Origin of the sequence: Prochlorococcus sp. MIT 1342 (assembly GCF_047304495.1) — a bacterium.
GTDB classification, from domain to species: Bacteria; Cyanobacteriota; Cyanobacteriia; order PCC-6307; family Cyanobiaceae; genus Prochlorococcus; species Prochlorococcus marinus_D.
The window spans coordinates 450,915-467,196 of the sequence record NZ_CP138957.1; the positions used below are offsets into that span (position 1 = coordinate 450,915).

The following is a 16,282-nucleotide window of genomic DNA, read 5'->3' on the forward strand; positions in this document are numbered from 1 at the left end:
TGGAATTCAACAAAGACAGGAACAGCTTAACGATCAAGCTAAAAAATAATTAGCAGCAACCTTCAGTTGGGGTCTTGCTCGTCTCATTGACCAAAGTTTTAGCTAGGCATATTTTATTGATTTGATTGAAATTCTTATCACCCTACTTTCTATTTATCGCCAAAATATAATTTTATTTCAAGTGAAGAAATCTGTTGCAGCTCAAATTGTTTAAGAGCTTTGATTGCATCATTGAATCTATTTTTGCTGCTGACGTACCGCTTCAACCAGGGCCTCAACCAGTTTTAGATCCTTAATCCCTGGCGAAATCTCGAGACGGCTTGAGGCGTCCAAGCCCCATGGATTCACCTGGCTCAAAAGTTCTGGAATCCACTCTGCGGAGACACCACCCGCTAACCACCAGGGCAGTTCAAAAGAGGCTTGATGCAGCCAGTTCAGGGGAAGTCGATGGCCTGTGCCACCAAGTTGTCCAGGCCTCCATGCATCGAGAAGGAGTGCGTCGACCTGGCCAGTATAGGTATGAGCAAGGGAGAGATCCTCATGGCTACGGATGCGCAGGGCTTTCCACCACTGCGTGTTCGGGTGTTGGATGCGCAGGTTTGCGCAGTGTTCTGGAGTTTCTTGGCCGTGAAGCTGGATTGCCGAAGGTGCACCTTCTCCTTGCAGGGCTTCGGATAGGTCGGTGTCATCTGGATCAGCGACCACCCAGATCCGTTGGAGTTCTGGCTTGAAGCTGTTGAGTTGAGCGAAAAGGTCTCGTCGTTGCTGTTCTGCAACAAAGCGGGGTGAGCTTGCTACGCCGATTACGCCAATTGCTTCGACACCCAGCGCTGCAATCGATTTGGCTTGGTCAATGTTGGTAAGACCGCAGATCTTCACTGCGGTGGATGTTGGAGACCCCATAGGCAAGACCATTGGCTCGAGACTTTTCTAAGATTGATTTGCTACTGGCCGCTGATCCGGCTCGATGGAGATGAAAGGGTGGGCGAAGGCTGGGAGCTGATGAAGATTCGGGGTATCCCTTTAAGGGTTCATCCCAGCTGGTTTGTGATCCTGTTGCTTTTTACTTGGATTTCACAAAACCAGGTGTCCGCTGCAGCTGAATCTTCGCTTCCAGCTTGGATCAGCTGGGGTCTGGGGTTGATCACGGCCCTGCTGTTGTTTTTGTCTGTTCTCCTGCATGAGCTAGGCCACTCTTTGGTTGCACTGCGTGAGGGGGTCAAGGTTCGCAGCATCACGCTTTTTTTCCTGGGAGGTGTTGCCAGCGTTGAGAGGGAGTGCTCGACACCGATGGCCTCTTTAAGGGTTGCTGCAGCCGGACCATTGGTGAGCTTGGTCTTGGCTGTTGCCTTGCTGACGGGAGGGGTGTATGCAGCTGATCACGTCAATCCGCTGCTTGCCAATCTCGTTGGTCAGTTGGGTGGGCTCAATTTGTTGCTCGCCCTTTTTAATTTGCTGCCTGGGTTGCCTCTTGATGGAGGCTTGATCCTTAAGGCTTTGGTCTGGCAGTGGACTGGCAGTCAGAGGAAGGGTGTTCAGGTCGCGACAGCAACTGGCCGTGCCCTTTCTCTCTCGGCAATGGTGTTGGGGGGGTGGTTGCTCTTCTTTAAAGGTGGTGGGATTGGTGGGCTTTGGCTGTTGATGCTCGGTTGGTTTGGCCTGGGTGCATCTCGCTCTCAAACCCAGCTGCTTGCCTTGCAGAAGGTCTTGCGTGAGCTCAACGTAGGCCAGGCGGCTGGGCGCAACTTCCGTGTGCTTGAAGATGACCAGTCGCTGCGCAGGCTTAGTCAGTTGCGTTTGTCTGGCAGCGAGGAGCAGTCTCCTCAGGAGTGGGTTTTGGTTTGTCGCTCTGGTCGATGGGTTGGTTACATGACGGACCAACCCTTAAAAGAATTGCCTGTGCAGCAATGGGATAGGCAATGCCTGGCGGATCACATGAAGCCGATATCTGAGTTGCCTTCCATTGGCGAGAAAGCCCCGTTATGGCAGGCGGTGATGGCACTAGAACAGGCTGAGGAGGGCAGGCTTCTTGTATTTAATGTTGCTGGTCTTCCTTGCGGAACATTAGATCGAATTGATCTCTCCGAAGCTGTGCTTAAGCGTCTTGGTGTAAGGCTTCCTGCTCAGTTTCTCGAAGCTGCTCGCCGTCAGAACACCTATCCCCTGGGTATGGCACTGCCTAAAGTTGTTGAGTCGATGGTCTCGGGCGGATTGGTTGAGCAGCCTGAGGCATCCAGCAGTACTTCATAGTTCGGTGCTTTATTGGCAACTGAGCTCCATTCAGCGTTAGTGATAGGGCTCTCTTGCCAGTTCACCTCTGGCCAACAGGAGCAAAACGTTGTTTGCAGGAGATGGCTCAGCTCTTGCCTGGGGATTGATGCTGGTGCGTCGCTAGGTGGTTCGCAATCGAAGACTTCTCGCCAGAGTCTTTGAGGGGGATTCAGGATGATTTCGCCATGTTGAAGGAGATGACCCTGACGCCAGAGTTGGGCACTGCCGATGCGTTTGTGACCCTGAGAATCCACAAGATCAGCGGCTGTGGCTGTGGCGAAGCAGTTACTCTCGCTGGCCCCCCTGGCTGGGTGATCGCCATATTGCAAAGGTAATTCGAGCTCTTTAAAGCCCCTTATGAGCCATTGACAAGCTTGTTTATAGGCTTGTTGTCTCTGGCGGGGAGGAGAGGGCCAGATCAATGCATAAGTGAGCCCTCCTGCATGCAGGACTGCACTACCGCCACTGGGTCGCCGAACCAGCTGTAGATCTCCTCGTTTGGCTAGGGCGTTCCAGTGCTCGGGCCAGTGGCTTTGGTTGCGACCAAGGGAAAGCCATGGACCGTTCCATTGATAGAAGCGCAGTGTTGGCAGTGGTTTCGCATCTGCTTCGTAAGCCTCGAGCAGCACTTCATCGAGGGCCATCTGTTCTGGGCCAGACAATTGCAAAGGAGAGATCAAGCGGCCGCGACCTGGCGAGATGGGTAGGCAGGATGCGGCTGTCGGCATAGAGCAGTGATGGTGTTGTGGGATTGGCTGGTGTTTGTGCCTTTGGGGCTGTTGGCTGGTGGTCTGGCGGGTCTGCTGGGCATTGGCGGTGGTCTTATCTTTGCGCCCCTCCTGCTGTGGATGGGGCTTAGCCCTCATCAGGCTTTGGCCACCAGTACTTTCGCCATTGTTCCCACTGCGTTGAGTGGCACGCTGACCCACCTCTTCGCTGGAGGATTTCAGCTTCGGGCTGGATTGAGCATCGCAGTGGCCGCATTTTTGTCTTCACTGCTGTTCAGCAAGATTGGTTTAGATGTTTCTGGCTGGCTTTTGCTGACGCTTCAGGTGGGGCTCTATCTCGTGGTGGCTGCCACGATTCGTTCAGAGCCTCAGCAAGCAGGTAAGCAGCTCAAATCCACTCTTTTTTTGCCGGGTCTTGCAGTCGTTGGTGGTGTCGCAGGATTTTCCGCAGGCTTGCTTGGTTTGGGGGGTGGTTTGTTGATGGTGCCTTTGATGGTGAATGGTTTGGCTGTTCCTATTCACTTGGCGATCCGTTTAAGCACCCTGGCTGTGACATGTTCAGCGACTGCGGCATCTTTACAGTTTCTTAGCGAGGGTCGGGGCTCTGTAGGGATTGGGCTGTTGCTCGGTGGCGTGGCGGCTCTGGCCGCTTATTGGTCAGCGTCTCGGCTTGCAAGGGTTTCTGGCAAGAGTTTGGCTTGGATGTTGAGAACACTTGTGCTGTTGCTTGCTTTTGGCACTGGCCGTCAGGCCCTGATCCTTGCGATGGGGCATTAACTATTCCTCGTGCAAGTTTCAGTGCTAAGCCCCGCGTTTCAAGAGCCCATGTTTTTTGCTGCAAGGCGTTATTGATGAGTTGATCTCAGGAACCCTTTCCCTCCGAGAAAGTCGCTGTGAGAGCTTGCTCTCAATGGGCTTTGAGAGGCGTCTTTCTAGTCAGTTGATGGTGGGGAGATTGATCGATCAATGCCATTCGACGGAGGAGTTGCCATTGATAGGTGTGACAGGCCTTTGCGAAGACTGGTCTTAGGTACCGTTTTGCTAGGAGAATATGGATGCTTCTAGCGTTCCCCTTCCATCATGGGCATCACTGATATTGCAAATGTCGACTTGGCCGGTTTGTGCCTCGTGGTTGTCTTTCATTGCGGTGTGCTAGCTCTTCGCCTTGGCGTAACCCTTCATGAGGCTTGATTGAGGCCTTGATCTAATTGGGTCTAGCCCCTTGGCAGTTGAGGTTTGCTGCGCTACAAGCGGTCAACCGTTGAATAAACTTGGGCTCCTCCCTGGCTAGACCCAGGTCAAAACAGAAAAGCACAGCTCGGCGACGCCGTAAGCAGATTCATCCTGAGGTGATGGATGCAGTCACTATGGCGTCTACTTTGCAGCTGCAAGAGCAGCGCAGAGAGATTAATTTCAGCCTTTTGGCATTGACCATGAAGCTGGGGTTGGTTTCCCTTTGTGTTGTGACTCTGGTCAAGCTCTCAATCGCTTATCAGGAACGTCTTGATCGTCATGGTGAACTTGTCGCCGTCTTGAACCTTGAATCTGCTCAGCTGAATACCCTTCAGCAACGTTTTGATCGTTTGTTCACCCTTGGAGGCGGCATTCGTCTGATGGACGAGCATGATCAGTGGATCGCCCCGAATCGTTTGAGGGTCATCTGGCGCTGAGTTTTGTTTTGCTTGCGTCGAGAGAGAAGCTCAGCGCTTAGTTTTATATCTATACCAACCTGCTGCTCTCAAGGCTGCGTCGATGGCTTCTTCTCAAGCTTCTCCAGGCACCGTCTTAATCACGGGCACGACCTCTGGCGTCGGGTTGTATGCCTGCAAGGCACTCGTCTATCGAGGCTGGCAGGTGATCACTGCAAATCGACATCCATTGCGAGCTGTTGCCGCTGCTGAGAGGGTGGGTATCCCAGCCGCTCAACTTCAGCATCTAAGGATGGATTTGAGTGATCTCCAGAGCGTTCGCGATGGAGTCGAGACCCTTCTCGGCTCGCTCGAACAACCGTTGGATGCGCTTGTTTGTAATGCTGCGGTCTATCAGCCCAGATTGAGCAAGCCGAAACGCTCAGCTCAGGGCTATGAGCTCTCGATGGCAACCAATCATTTCGGCCATTTCTTGCTGATTCAACTTTTGCTTGAGAACCTCGGCAAAGCAAAAGTATTTCAATCAGCGCGTGGCTCTTATTTGTCTGCTGCCCGAGTGGTCATTCTTGGCACAGTCACTGCAAATTATAAGGAGCTTGGCGGCAAGATCCCCATTCCTGCACCGGCTGATCTGGGTAATCTTTCAGGTTTTGAGCAAGGATTTCATGCGCCTATCAGTATGGCGAGTGGCAAAAGCTTCAAGCCTGGCAAGGCCTATAAAGACAGCAAGCTCTGCAACATGATCACAACGCAGGAGCTTCATCGGCGTCTACATGAACAATCAGGCATTTTATTTACCTCTCTTTATCCTGGTTGTGTGGCTGATACACCGTTATTCCGCTACACACCAAAAATCTTCCGGTTTTTGTTTCCTATATTCCAGAGGCTGATTACTGGTGGATATGTCACCCAGGCCAAGGCTGGCCAACGGGTTGCACAGGTTGTGACTAATCCAGAGTTTGGTGTATCAGGCGTGCATTGGAGTTGGGGCAATCGTCAGAAGAAGAACCGCGAAAGTTTCCGACAGGAACTATCGGAAAGGGCAACAGATCCCATCACCGCAAAACGGGTCTGGGAATTGTCGATGAAATTGGTTGGCTTGACTTAAATGATCAAGGGCTTTGCTCCTTTTAGAGGTTAGTCAAAGCCAAGCAGGTCAAAAATTTCACGATCTTTGAGAGGTTCCGCTTCAAGAGGCTCAACCTTATCGATCATTTTTTGTGCGAGTGCAAGATATTCATTTTGACATTCCATTACCCCCTCGTCTGATGAGTCCATCTCGAAAATTGTGCATTTTTTAAGTCTTGATCTACGTATTGCATCAACGTTTTTAAAATGAGCCATAGTTTTCAGCCCTGTCTGTTGATTGAATTTTTCTATTTGATCTAATTCGGCAGAACGATTCGCAATAACTCCGCCAAGGCGAACTTTGTAGTTCTTAGCTTTAGCGTTAATTGCAGCGACAATGCGATTCATCGCAAAAATCGAATCAAAGTCGTTGGCGGTGACGATGAGGCAGTAGTTGGCATGTTGCAAGGGTGCAGCGAAGCCGCCACAGACCACGTCTCCAAGGACATCGAAGATCACCACATCGGTGTCTTCCAGCAGGTGATGCTCTTTAAGCAGCTTTACGGTCTGTCCAGTCACGTAACCACCGCAACCGGTGCCGGCTGGAGGCCCACCACTCTCGACACACTTGACTCCATTGAAGCCTTCAAACATGAAGTCATCTGGTCGTAACTCTTCGCTATGGAAATCAACCTCTTCAAGGATGTCGATCACCGTAGGCACCATGCGATGCGTAAGCGTGAAAGTACTGTCGTGCTTGGGATCACAACCAATTTGCAGCACTCGTTTGCCGAGTTTGGAGAATGCGGCTGAAAGGTTGGAGGAGGTGGTGGATTTACCAATTCCGCCTTTCCCATAAACCGCGATTACCAGGGCCCCTTCCTGAATGCGAACAGAAGCATCCTGTTGAACTTGCACACTGCCTTCACCATCGGCTGGTCGTGTCAGGGTCGTGGTCATTGAGTGATCTTGCTCAAGTTCGTATTGTTATTCAAGGCCAAGGGATCTATCTCTGCTGGTTCCTAACAAATTCGATACAACTTTTTTCAAGGTTTGCTTGCTTTTCGAGACAAAGGGATTGACCATTAGAGAAAGATGAGTGTAAACACTCATCCTCTTTTCTCCTTGTAATGACTAAAAGCTTCTCTATTTTTTTCTGATAGTCAAGCCCGAAAGTGGACTTTTGCGTCGTAAACGGTTTCGCTGTCGATACGTCTACAACCAGCCTGGCGCGCATACTTTTCCGTATTGCGACGAACCTTTCCGCGTACAAAGAAGGGGATCTTTGCGAGCTCTGCTTCTCCCTCTGGGGTCCAGAGAGGTGATTCCTCAGATGAGGAATCTGCATTTGATCGCGTTGATGGATTGGTTGCTGCTTGGCTTTGTTGTTGTTCCGTTTGGCTCTGATGTCCGCCTAGGTGTCCTAGGTGGCTTTGATGACCATCCACAAATTCAAAGTCATGGCGGAACATACCGATTAGATGCTCCTCAAGGCCCATCATCAATGGATGCACCCAGCTATCGAAAATGACGTTTGCACCTTCCCATCCCATTTGTGGGCTGTATCTGGCAGGGACGTCTTGCACGTGCATCGGTGTGCTGATGACTGCACAGGGAATACCCAGTCGTTTGGCACTGTGCCGCTCCATCTGTGTGCCAAGCACAAGTTCGGGAGCTGCCTCTGCCATGGCAGCTTCAACGGCAAGGTAGTCATCGCTGATGAGTGCTTCAAGTCCTAGTTCCTTCGCTGCGGCTCGCACCGGTCTGGCCATTTCGCGGCTGTAGGTGCCAAGCCCTACCACTTTGAAACCCAGCTCTTGATCAGCAATCCTTGCTGCGGCAAGGGCATGGGTGCCATCGCCGAAAATGAACACGCGCTTGCCGGTGAGGTAGTTGGAATCCACAGACTGTGAATACCAAGGCAGTCTCGATTGCTCTGTACCTTCGCCTGGATTAGGTGCAGGCATCTCTAACAATTGATGGAGTTCCTCTAAAAAGTCTTTGGTAGCACCCACTCCGATCGGCACTGTTTTGGAGAACGGCATGCCGTAATTGCGCTCAAGCCAGAGACAAGTTGCTTCTGCGATTTCAGGGTAAAGACAGACATTCAGATCAGCATTGGGCAGCCGCATTAGATCAGCTGGCCTTGCTTCAAGTGGAGCCACAACATGTACATCAATGCCGTGTTGATTGAGCAGTTTTTCCAATTCGAGAATGTCGTCTCTACAGCGGAAGCCGAGCAGGGTTGGCCCCAAGAGATTCACTCTGGGCCGGCGTCCTTCGTTTTTCCATGCAGCAGGGCTATGACTGACGCCAGATTGCTCAGAAGGCTGCTTGCTGAGGATGCCTCGCACGAGTTGATAGAACGTTTCTGAGGCTCCCCAATTTTCTTTCTTGCTGTAGGCCGGCAGTTCTATACCCACAACAGGCATGTTAAAACCCATGCCTGAAGCAAGTGAGCCGGGTTGGTCTTGAATGAGTTCAGCGGTGCAACTTTCACCCACCAAGAGCGCTTCGGGGTTAAAGCGCTCCACGGCTTCACGCAGATGACCTTTGACCAATTCCGCCGTATCTCCTCCTAGATCCCTGGCTTGAAAGGTGGTGTAGGTCACGGGGGGTCTGCGCCCGCGCCGCTCGATCATCGTGAACAGCAGATCCGCGTATGTGTCTCCTTGCGGGGCATGCAACACATAATGAACTCCTTCCATCGAGGAGGCGATGCGCATGGCTCCTACGTGAGGAGGCCCTTCATAGGTCCAGAGAGTGAGTTCCATTGGCTTTTTAGACGCTTACGAGGAGTTGGTTGTTGAGAAGGTTGCGCCGATGCAGTGGCCTTGCAAACAGTTCGGCGAGGTCTGCGGCTTGATCAATGCCGTGGATGGGGCTAAAGATCAATTCGATTGACCATTTCGTTGCAATCTCTTCCGCTTCAAGGGGATTTGCCAAACCCATACCGCAGACAACTAGATCAGGACGCTGCTCCCTAACCCTGTCGAGCTGCTTCTCCACATGTTGGCCCTCCATGACCTGCGTGTTGTGCGGCAGCAGTTCCAATTCAGACTGCATCATCTCTCGATTGAGATAAGGAACTCCAACTTCTATAAGTTCCATTCCACATTCTCTGTGAAGGAAACGTGCTAGTGGAATTTCCAACTGGGATTCAGGCATCAGGAAAATTCGCTTTCCAGCCAGTTGCTCTTTGTAGGGCGATAAAGCCTTTTGGGCGCGCACCATCAAAGGTTCAAGGATGGTTGCAACGTGACTGCCATTGATATCAAAAGCGTGGGCTGCCGCTTCCATCCAGAGTCGGCTTCCCTCAGCTCCCAGAGGGAAAGGCGCTTGAAGGATCTCGGCGCCTCTGTCTTTGAGTTCCCTAGCCGTGTCAGTTAAGTAGGGCTGGGTTAGCAAAACACGGGTGCCAGGCCCTACGGATGGCAGATCAGTCGACTGCCTTGGCGGCAAGCTGGACACTGAGGGGATGCCGAGGCGCTCGAAGAGATGTTTGAGACGATCTTCAACTGCGTTGGCCATGGTGCCAACAAGCAGTAGCTGCGCTTCGTTGCTATTAGGCATCAAAGGCACCATGGCTTTGAGCGCGCCGTCCTCTCCCTGAGTAAAGGTGGTTTCAATGCCGCTGCCTGAGTAATTCAGCACGCGTACGCCGCCTTGAAGCTGTCCATTGAGTCGCTCGGCAACTCTTGCCAGATCTAACTTGATCACTTCGCTGGGGCAGGAACCCACCAGAAAGAGGGTGCGAATTTCAGGACGTCTCGCCAACAAGTCGTTTATCACCCGATCGAGCTCTTCATGAGCGTCTGCGAGTCCAGCGAGGTCTCGCTCTCCCAGGATGGCAGTGCCAAAACGCGGCTCGGCAAAGATCATCACGCCTGCGGCGCTTTGGATCAGATGTGCACAGGTGCGTGAGCCCACCACGAGGAAGAAGGCGTCGGGCATTCGTCGATGCAGCCAAACAATTGACGTCAAGCCACAGAAAACCTCCCGAGGTCCGCTTTCCTTTAGCAGCGTCGTGCTGCCCATGGGCTGCTCCAAAATCGCTATAACAATTTGCTTGATGAATGAACAAATCTGCGGGAGTTAATAAACTCTTCGGGATCGAGAAAAGCTTTTTGTTATAGAGGCCGGACAAATTGCTTCTCTTGCCATAGAGGAGGGGCCCACAGCCAGATATTGTTTTGTTCAACTCAAGTGGGAAGGAGCACTACGTTTTGGCATTGATCCATGGATTTCATCTGCGCAATGTTCGCGGAGATCTATTAGGCGGATTGACCGCTGCGGTGGTGGCGCTGCCTTTAGCTCTCGCATTTGGCAATGCTGCCCTTGGCGATGGAGGCGCGATCTACGGTCTCTACGGAGCGGTGATTGTTGGCTTCTTCGCAGCGCTGTTTGGCGGCACTCCATCTCAGGTCAGCGGTCCTACAGGACCGATGAGCGTCACTGTGGCAGGAGTTGTAGCCGCCCTTGCTGCTGTTGGTATTTCCACAGCGCTGCCAACTGTGGATGGGCCTGGAGAGCTTTTGCCCCTGGTGATGGCCGCAGTTGTTGTTGGAGGTCTCTTCCAAATTCTTTTTGGGGTCTTACGACTGGGTCGTTACATCACGCTTGTGCCCTATTCAGTGGTGTCTGGCTTCATGTCTGGGATTGGGGTGATCATCCTCATTCTTCAGATTGGACCTCTCTTTGGCATCTCAACCAAGGGCGGTGTGATTGCTTGCCTTACGCAGTTATCGGCAAACTTTCAACCCAACTGGGGCGCGGTAGCAGTGGCTGTGATGACCTTGGCCATTGTCTTTTTGGCACCTCGGCGACTCACCGAGTGGGTGCCTTCACCGTTGTTGGCTTTGTTGATCGTTACGCCTCTCTCGGTTGTGCTGTTCAATGACGCGAACCTTTCAGCCCGAGGCATCGATGAGCTGCCGCGTATCGGCACGATCCCTGAAGGTGGCCTGAGCTTTTCTTTGCCCAGCTGGGACCCAGCATTTCTTCCTTTGATTATCAAATCAGGCTTAGTGCTTGCAGTGTTGGGAGCAATCGATTCGCTGTTGACATCCCTTGTTGCAGACAACATTACCCAGACTCGTCATAACTCAGACCGAGAGCTGATTGGCCAAGGAATTGGCAACTCTCTTGCTGGGCTGTTTAACGGATTGCCTGGCGCCGGTGCAACGATGCGGACGGTGATCAATGTCAAATCTGGAGGCAGCACGCCACTCTCTGGAATGGTGCATTCCATTGTGCTGTTGATTGTTTTGTATGGAGCAGGTCAGTTCGCGGCTTTAATTCCAACTGCTTTGCTTGCAGGAATATTGGTCAAGGTAGGTCTCGATATCATTGATTGGGGCTTCTTGCTTAGAGCTCATCGCCTCTCGATTAAGACAGCTGTTGTCATGTATGGCGTCTTGCTGATGACAGTTTTCTGGGATTTAATCTCAGCAGTTTTGGTTGGTGTGTTTGTTGCAAACCTATTAACAATTGATTCGTTGACACAGGCTCAATTGGAAGGAATGGATGCCGATAATCGTTTGATGGATGGTGATTTTGACAACAAATCAACTGGTGCTGCTGCTAATACTGAAGAGCCATCACTGCCCCCTTCAGAGCAAGCATTGCTTGATCGTTGTGGCGGGCAGGTGATGTTATTTCGCCTGCGCGGGCCATTGAGCTTTGGAGCTGCTTCTGGGATCACAGAACGAATGGCTCTGGTACGTAATTACAAGGTTTTGATCCTTGACATTACTGAAGTTCCTCGGCTTGGCATTACTGCAACTTTGGCCATTGAACAGATGGTTCAAGAGGCAAAAAACCATTCAAGGAAAGCTTATGTTGTGGCTGCAAACGAGAGGGTCCGCAACAGACTTGAGAAGTTTGATGTGCAAGGTTTGATGGCTAATCGAACTCAAGCTCTTGAAGCTGCCCTGGCTGACTTATAAGAGCAAGTGACAACTTATTAGAGATCTCAGCTTCAGGAGACCACCTTCATTGGGTTGGGATCTTTGATAAAAACAATGATATAATCTATCTTGTAAAATCTACAGCTTTTGAATGGTTTGAAAAATTGTCTACGTTTCTTTTAAGTACGCCGTTGGCGTACATTATCTAAAAAAGACCAGATTTCTCTGTAACTTCCTTATATGATCACAGCAACCGCAACGGCACTTGACGCAGGGCTCGTACTGGCCAATGTTTTATCACCAAAGGTTTTATTTTTTTTCTTGGGTGCGATTGCGGTTTTCTTGAATGCTGACCTTGAGATTCCTGCGCCGCTGCCGAAATTATTTTCGCTTTATCTGTTGATGGCCGTTGGCTTTAGGGGTGGCATGGCTTTGGCGAAAGATGGTCTCGGTGGCCAAGTTATCCCAACCATTACTGTTTCTATTTTAATGGCGGCGGTCATCCCGCTAATTTGCTTCTGTATTTTGAGATTGAGGTTTGATGTCTTTAATGCAGCAGCAATATCAGCGACATACGGCTCAATTAGCGCAGTGACCTTTATCGCTGCTGAGAGTTTTCTTCAGGCTCAAAATATTTCTTATGACGGATTTATGGTGGCCCCACTGGCGTTAATGGAATCACCGGCAATCATCGTTGGCTTGGTCCTAGTTCGGCTTGCTTCCCGTCAGGCACGTCCTGGTTCTGAAGGAATGAATTGGCGCAAGGTTCTGCATGAATCGATGCTGAATGGCTATGTCTATTTGATTGCAGGTAGCCTTGTAATTGGTTTAATTGCTTCTATCTATAGCCCTGCTGGTGTAGAGAAGATGGAACCATTCGTTTATAAGTTTTTCTATGGAGTCTTGTGCTTCTTCTTGCTGGACATGGGAATCGTTGCGGCGCAGCGTTTTAAAGACCTCAAAAAAGCAGGAGCGTTTCTTATCTTTTTTGCCATTCTGATGCCAATGTTCAATGCGTTAATCGGAGGCTTTGTTGCTAGGGCACTTGGTTTAGGGTATGGCAATGCACTCTTGTTTATTATTTTGTGCTCTAGTGCCTCATATATTGCCGTACCTACGGCAATGAGAATGACAGTTCCAGAGGCTAACCCAAGGTATTACATTTCTAGCGCCTTGGGATTAACTTTCCCTTTTAATCATACGATTGGGATTCCACTATATATGGGTTTGGTTTACAAGTTAATCCCTGCATCAATTTAAAATCATGAAGCGCCTGGATTTGATCGTAAGCGAGAGAGAGCTTGAGTCAGTGATTAAAGCTCTTGATGAAGCTGGGGCACCTGGCTATTCAGTTATTAGGCCTGTAACTGGTAGGGGGCCTGATACTTATGTGACAGAGGGCATGGATTTTAGTGGCCTTGGGGCAAATGCTCATGTGATTGTCTTTTGCGAGATAGAAGTTCTTGAGAAGTTGCGTGTATCGATAAACCCCATACTTGATTATTATGGTGGTGTAGCTTATGTCGCGGAGGCTTCTCCACTCTGACAATCTTTTGAAAAGATAAATAATAACGATATTGGTTTTGTGCTGCTTATTAGTAGCCGCAAGTTATGCCGTCTTAAAGGTTTAAGTTTTTTCCTCAAGCTAGAGGGGTAACTTTTTCTTTGAAGTTAGCTTGATTGATTTGAGAGCACCTATTCTCTTTCTGGCAACCAAGTCATGCCTGAATGCAATGATTCCAACTTGCAAGGAAAGAAATAATTAAAATATCTCATATGAATCTAAATATAAGTTTTTAAAATAAAGTGGGTTTTTCAATGACTTCTCCCCTTCCTGCCAGTAGAACAATGTTACCGGCGTTATCTGGATGTTGTCAAGAGATACTCGCCTGCGTTTGCAAGAGATTCTTGCTCGAGTCGCAAGCGATCAGCCCGTTAGCTTAAGTGAACGGATTTATATTCATAAGTTTGCTGACCGAAACCAGACTGTTGCAACCTGGTTGCATAGAGCGAGGAGAGAACAACAGAAATTGCAACCTCGAGATGGTATCGATCAGTTGCTCGATGCTCTTCAGCTTGGGTCGTCCGAACCAGATGATGACTACTGCTCGGAGGATGAAGACCTTGGCGAATGGTTTGGCGGAGCTCCGTCCTGGTTAGGTAGGAGCTGACCTTCAATCCTAGGTTTTTCTATCACAATGCAATGTGTCTGCACTTAGATCTTTTTAAGTGCAGACTAAACATGACTAAATTTACGAGAATCGATTTTTTGGATTGATGGCTGCAGTTCGCTTTTTGCCGGCAGTTCTGGCTTGATCTCTTACGCTTGCTTCTTGTGAGTCATCTAGCCAGAAAGAAACCAATGATGAAATCCAAGTGGCTGAGGGTTCTGAGCTGGCTTGCTCTGCTCGAAATCAAGTTGATCAGGCTGTAGCGGTGGTCAATGCGCTGACTCCTTAACCCACGATTGCCCAGGCTGAATTCAGTGAGTATCGTGACCAGGTGAAGATCTTCCGCGACGCTGTCGAGGAGATACGTGAGTAGAAGGATCTGACTCTTGCTGAAGCTGCTGATCAGCTCAAGGGCAAAGTGGCTCCTGTGATTGCGGCCAGAGAACAATTGATGGCAACCACGGTCTGCATAGATTTTGAACAGTCGGCTAAAGGAGAGTCAGACGATGAAGACGAGTCAGAAGATGAATGATTAAAGACAATCTCTTCTGGAGATTGATCAGTTTGATGATTAATTTTTGATGGATTCACAGGCGGCGACGGAATCCATCGCCGCTGAAGCCATCAACATTGCGCTCTGGAGTTTTGTCGGAACTGCTGAGCTTCCAAACGTTTCTGCTGACTCGCCTTGCGATTAGCCCTCCTCGTCTGACTTCCTTTGAGCCGGGTCTAGCGCCAAGAAGTTTTGACACCTCGGCTGTGCTCAGTGGAGCACCAGTTTGAATGGCCAAAGATGTGAGCTCGAGGCGTTGTCGCAGAGCTAAAAGATCGGCTTGTCCGCCAGTCTCAGCTTGAGACCATGTCCATTCACTTGCACCTTCCCGCATTTTTTGCATCAGGCCCAAACCAATTAAACCCAGTGCTTGCTCTGCTTTTAGGTCTGTTGGAAGGTTTGTAGATTCAGATTTTTTTTCTTGCATGGTGGCCATAGTCCATCCCAATCATTGATTTGGACGGTATCGGCTCTAAGGCCACTTGCAAGAGCAGTGCATTTGAAAGATATGTTCAATCACAAGGTATTATCCCCGCCATGCAGCGATTTGCGGGTTTAGAAATTCGGGAGCGGCGTCAAGGTGGAAGCTCGCTGGTGACAGGAACTGAGGTTTTGCCTCAGGCCTCAGGGGCAAGCTGCGTCATTACGACTGATTCGGAGACAGCAAGGGTTGGCCGTCAAAATAGTCATGTGCAGCAAATTGAATTGCGCACGTATGTTTTCCTCGATTCACTTCAGCCTCAGCTAGCTGCCTACATGGGCACGGTGAGTCAAGGCTTTTTACCGATTCCTGGTGATGCTTGCCTGTGGATGGAGGTCTCACCAGGCATGGCTGTCCATCGAGTGACTGATATTGCCCTTAAGGCCAGCAATGTGCGATTAGGCCAGATGGTCGTTGAAAGGGCTTTTGGTTCTTTGGCCTTATACCACCGTGATCAGAGCACGGTGCTCCATTCCGGTGATGTTGTTTTGGATGCCATTGGCAGCACTGTTAGCCAGAGAAGTTCTTGTGATGTGAGCTGGACCGAGGTGATCCGTGCGATAACCCCAGATCACGCTGTTTTGATTAATCGCCAAAATCGTCGTGGTTCGATGATTGAAGCTGGAATGAGCATGTTCATTCTTGAAACCGAACCGGCTGGTTATGTATTAATTGCTGCCAATGAAGCTGAGAAGGCATCCAATATCACCATCGTTGACGTGAAAGGCGTGGGAGCCTTTGGCAGGCTCACTTTGGCTGGGAAAGAAGGTGATGTAGAGGAGGCTGCTGCTGCTGCAATGCGAGCCATCGATCAAATCAATCGCTAGCTAAACAATCTGATCAAGTCCTAGTTGTTCTCGCAGGCAGGGGGCTAGTGCTCTAGCTGCTTTTCCTCGACTACCAAGCCTTGAAAGCTGTTGATTGTTGAGTTCTCCGTAGGTGCAGTTCGCTTCGCGAACCCAAAAGAGCGATTCGAACTCGCCTCCTTCATAGGCAGGCGATCTAAGTAGTTCTCCCCAGCAAATCCCCTCTGCTGCTTTAAGAAGCTTCCCCTTGGAATTGCATAGAACCATCACACTGCGGAAGCGAGCACTCCGATATGGGTTGTTTTCAAGGGCCGCAAGGATTTTCTTGATTTTTTCTTGATTGTTGGCAGCAAAGCGGGCCGAATAAAGCCCCGGGGCTCCATCCAGGGCATCAACTTCTAATCCGGAGTCGTCAGCAATGGTCCAGTTTCCAACTCGTTTTGCGACTGCTCGAGCTTTGAGTAGGGCATTGTCTAGATAAGTGGAGCCCGTTTCCTCGACATCTAGATCTTTTGGTTGCCTCTGCACATTGATTGGGAGTGGACCAAGCATTGCTTCGATCTCGGCGACCTTGCGAGGGTTTCCACTCGCAATGGTTAGCAGTGGTTTAGCCAAAATCAAAAAAACTATCGCTCTTATTCTGCTT

Annotated in this window: 19 protein-coding genes; 11 read left to right on the top strand and 8 right to left on the bottom strand. The window is 50.2% G+C overall.

What is annotated here, in order from left to right; all coding sequences use genetic code 11:
- Window positions 1–237: 237 nt before the first annotated feature.
- Window positions 238–915 (bottom strand): phosphoribosylanthranilate isomerase, encoded by a 678-nt coding sequence (locus tag SIB79_RS02350; protein WP_063403741.1) that lies wholly within the window; start codon window positions 913–915, stop codon window positions 238–240.
- 66 nt (window positions 916–981) lie between these two features.
- On the opposite strand from SIB79_RS02350, the gene SIB79_RS02355 reads away from it, so the two are divergent.
- Window positions 982–2,250: a site-2 protease family protein gene (locus SIB79_RS02355; protein WP_063403825.1), complete on the top strand. Its 1,269-nt coding sequence runs from the start codon at window positions 982–984 to the stop codon at window positions 2,248–2,250.
- Here the strand turns inward: SIB79_RS02355 and SIB79_RS02360 are convergent.
- A complete protein-coding gene (locus tag SIB79_RS02360; protein WP_063403742.1) occupies window positions 2,157–2,999 on the bottom strand; it encodes a lipoate--protein ligase family protein in 843 nt (280 codons plus the stop codon). The two genes, SIB79_RS02355 and SIB79_RS02360, sit on opposite strands and share 94 nt — an antisense overlap.
- Before the next feature lie 9 nt (window positions 3,000–3,008).
- Here SIB79_RS02360 and SIB79_RS02365 point away from each other — a divergent pair, with 9 nt between their 5' ends.
- The 5 genes from SIB79_RS02365 to SIB79_RS02385 all read left to right on the top strand — a co-directional run bounded on the left by SIB79_RS02365 (window position 3,009) and on the right by SIB79_RS02385 (window position 5,756).
- Entirely contained in the window at window positions 3,009–3,776 is a 768-nt protein-coding gene (locus tag SIB79_RS02365) for a sulfite exporter TauE/SafE family protein (protein WP_063403743.1), read from the top strand.
- 55 nt (window positions 3,777–3,831) lie between these two features.
- Complete coding sequence (locus tag SIB79_RS02370) at window positions 3,832–4,029, top strand: hypothetical protein (protein ID WP_063403744.1); 198 nt, start codon at window positions 3,832–3,834, stop codon at window positions 4,027–4,029.
- A gap of 50 nt (window positions 4,030–4,079) precedes the next feature.
- Window positions 4,080–4,190 carry a photosystem I reaction center subunit XII gene (gene psaM / locus SIB79_RS02375; RefSeq protein ID WP_011130590.1) on the top strand — a complete coding sequence of 37 codons (111 nt, stop codon included), beginning with the start codon at window positions 4,080–4,082 and terminating at the stop codon, window positions 4,188–4,190.
- 80 nt (window positions 4,191–4,270) lie between these two features.
- Window positions 4,271–4,669, top strand: coding sequence for a hypothetical protein (locus SIB79_RS02380; RefSeq protein WP_155724643.1), 399 nt, complete (start codon window positions 4,271–4,273; stop codon window positions 4,667–4,669).
- A gap of 82 nt (window positions 4,670–4,751) precedes the next feature.
- A complete protein-coding gene (locus SIB79_RS02385; RefSeq protein ID WP_063397369.1) occupies window positions 4,752–5,756 on the top strand; it encodes a protochlorophyllide reductase in 1,005 nt (334 codons plus the stop codon).
- 29 nt (window positions 5,757–5,785) lie between these two features.
- Here SIB79_RS02385 and bchL read toward each other — a convergent pair whose 3' ends face one another.
- From bchL to SIB79_RS02400, 3 genes are all read right to left on the bottom strand, one after another.
- Window positions 5,786–6,676, bottom strand: coding sequence for a ferredoxin:protochlorophyllide reductase (ATP-dependent) iron-sulfur ATP-binding protein (bchL, locus tag SIB79_RS02390; RefSeq protein WP_063397370.1), 891 nt, complete (start codon window positions 6,674–6,676; stop codon window positions 5,786–5,788).
- Window positions 6,677–6,879: 203 nt separating this feature from the next.
- The gene (locus tag SIB79_RS02395) at window positions 6,880–8,490 is read right to left on the bottom strand and encodes a ferredoxin:protochlorophyllide reductase (ATP-dependent) subunit B (RefSeq protein ID WP_063400201.1); all 1,611 of its coding nucleotides are present in this window, start codon (window positions 8,488–8,490) and stop codon (window positions 6,880–6,882) included.
- Between the two features lie 7 nt (window positions 8,491–8,497).
- Window positions 8,498–9,754 carry a ferredoxin:protochlorophyllide reductase (ATP-dependent) subunit N gene (locus SIB79_RS02400; RefSeq protein ID WP_063403826.1) on the bottom strand — a complete coding sequence of 419 codons (1,257 nt, stop codon included), beginning with the start codon at window positions 9,752–9,754 and terminating at the stop codon, window positions 8,498–8,500.
- A gap of 188 nt (window positions 9,755–9,942) precedes the next feature.
- Here SIB79_RS02400 and SIB79_RS02405 point away from each other — a divergent pair, with 188 nt between their 5' ends.
- The 4 genes from SIB79_RS02405 to SIB79_RS02420 all read left to right on the top strand — a co-directional run bounded on the left by SIB79_RS02405 (window position 9,943) and on the right by SIB79_RS02420 (window position 13,796).
- Window positions 9,943–11,664, top strand: a complete 1,722-nt coding sequence (locus SIB79_RS02405) for a SulP family inorganic anion transporter (RefSeq protein WP_063400203.1) — start codon at window positions 9,943–9,945, stop codon at window positions 11,662–11,664.
- Window positions 11,665–11,865: 201 nt separating this feature from the next.
- Window positions 11,866–12,885, top strand: coding sequence for a sodium-dependent bicarbonate transport family permease (locus SIB79_RS02410; protein WP_063403745.1), 1,020 nt, complete (start codon window positions 11,866–11,868; stop codon window positions 12,883–12,885).
- 4 nt (window positions 12,886–12,889) lie between these two features.
- The gene (locus SIB79_RS02415; protein ID WP_063403746.1) at window positions 12,890–13,171 is read left to right on the top strand and encodes a P-II family nitrogen regulator; all 282 of its coding nucleotides are present in this window, start codon (window positions 12,890–12,892) and stop codon (window positions 13,169–13,171) included.
- A 322-nt stretch (window positions 13,172–13,493) separates the two neighbouring features.
- Entirely contained in the window at window positions 13,494–13,796 is a 303-nt protein-coding gene (locus SIB79_RS02420) for a hypothetical protein (RefSeq protein ID WP_063397375.1), read from the top strand.
- Window positions 13,797–13,965: 169 nt separating this feature from the next.
- On the opposite strand, the gene SIB79_RS02425 is transcribed toward SIB79_RS02420, so the two are convergent.
- Together SIB79_RS02425 and SIB79_RS02430 are read right to left on the bottom strand one after the other, a co-directional pair.
- Window positions 13,966–14,244: a hypothetical protein gene (locus SIB79_RS02425; RefSeq protein WP_063403747.1), complete on the bottom strand. Its 279-nt coding sequence runs from the start codon at window positions 14,242–14,244 to the stop codon at window positions 13,966–13,968.
- A 139-nt stretch (window positions 14,245–14,383) separates the two neighbouring features.
- Entirely contained in the window at window positions 14,384–14,785 is a 402-nt protein-coding gene (locus tag SIB79_RS02430; RefSeq protein ID WP_011130580.1) for a hypothetical protein, read from the bottom strand.
- A gap of 101 nt (window positions 14,786–14,886) precedes the next feature.
- Between SIB79_RS02430 and SIB79_RS02435 the strand changes: the two genes are divergently transcribed.
- On the top strand, window positions 14,887–15,657 hold the full coding sequence (locus SIB79_RS02435) for a hypothetical protein (protein WP_011130579.1): 771 nt from the start codon (window positions 14,887–14,889) through the stop codon (window positions 15,655–15,657).
- Here the strand turns inward: SIB79_RS02435 and rdgB are convergent, their stop codons facing one another.
- Entirely contained in the window at window positions 15,658–16,251 is a 594-nt protein-coding gene (gene rdgB, locus SIB79_RS02440; RefSeq protein WP_063403748.1) for an RdgB/HAM1 family non-canonical purine NTP pyrophosphatase, read from the bottom strand.
- Window positions 16,252–16,282: the final 31 nt, after the last annotated feature.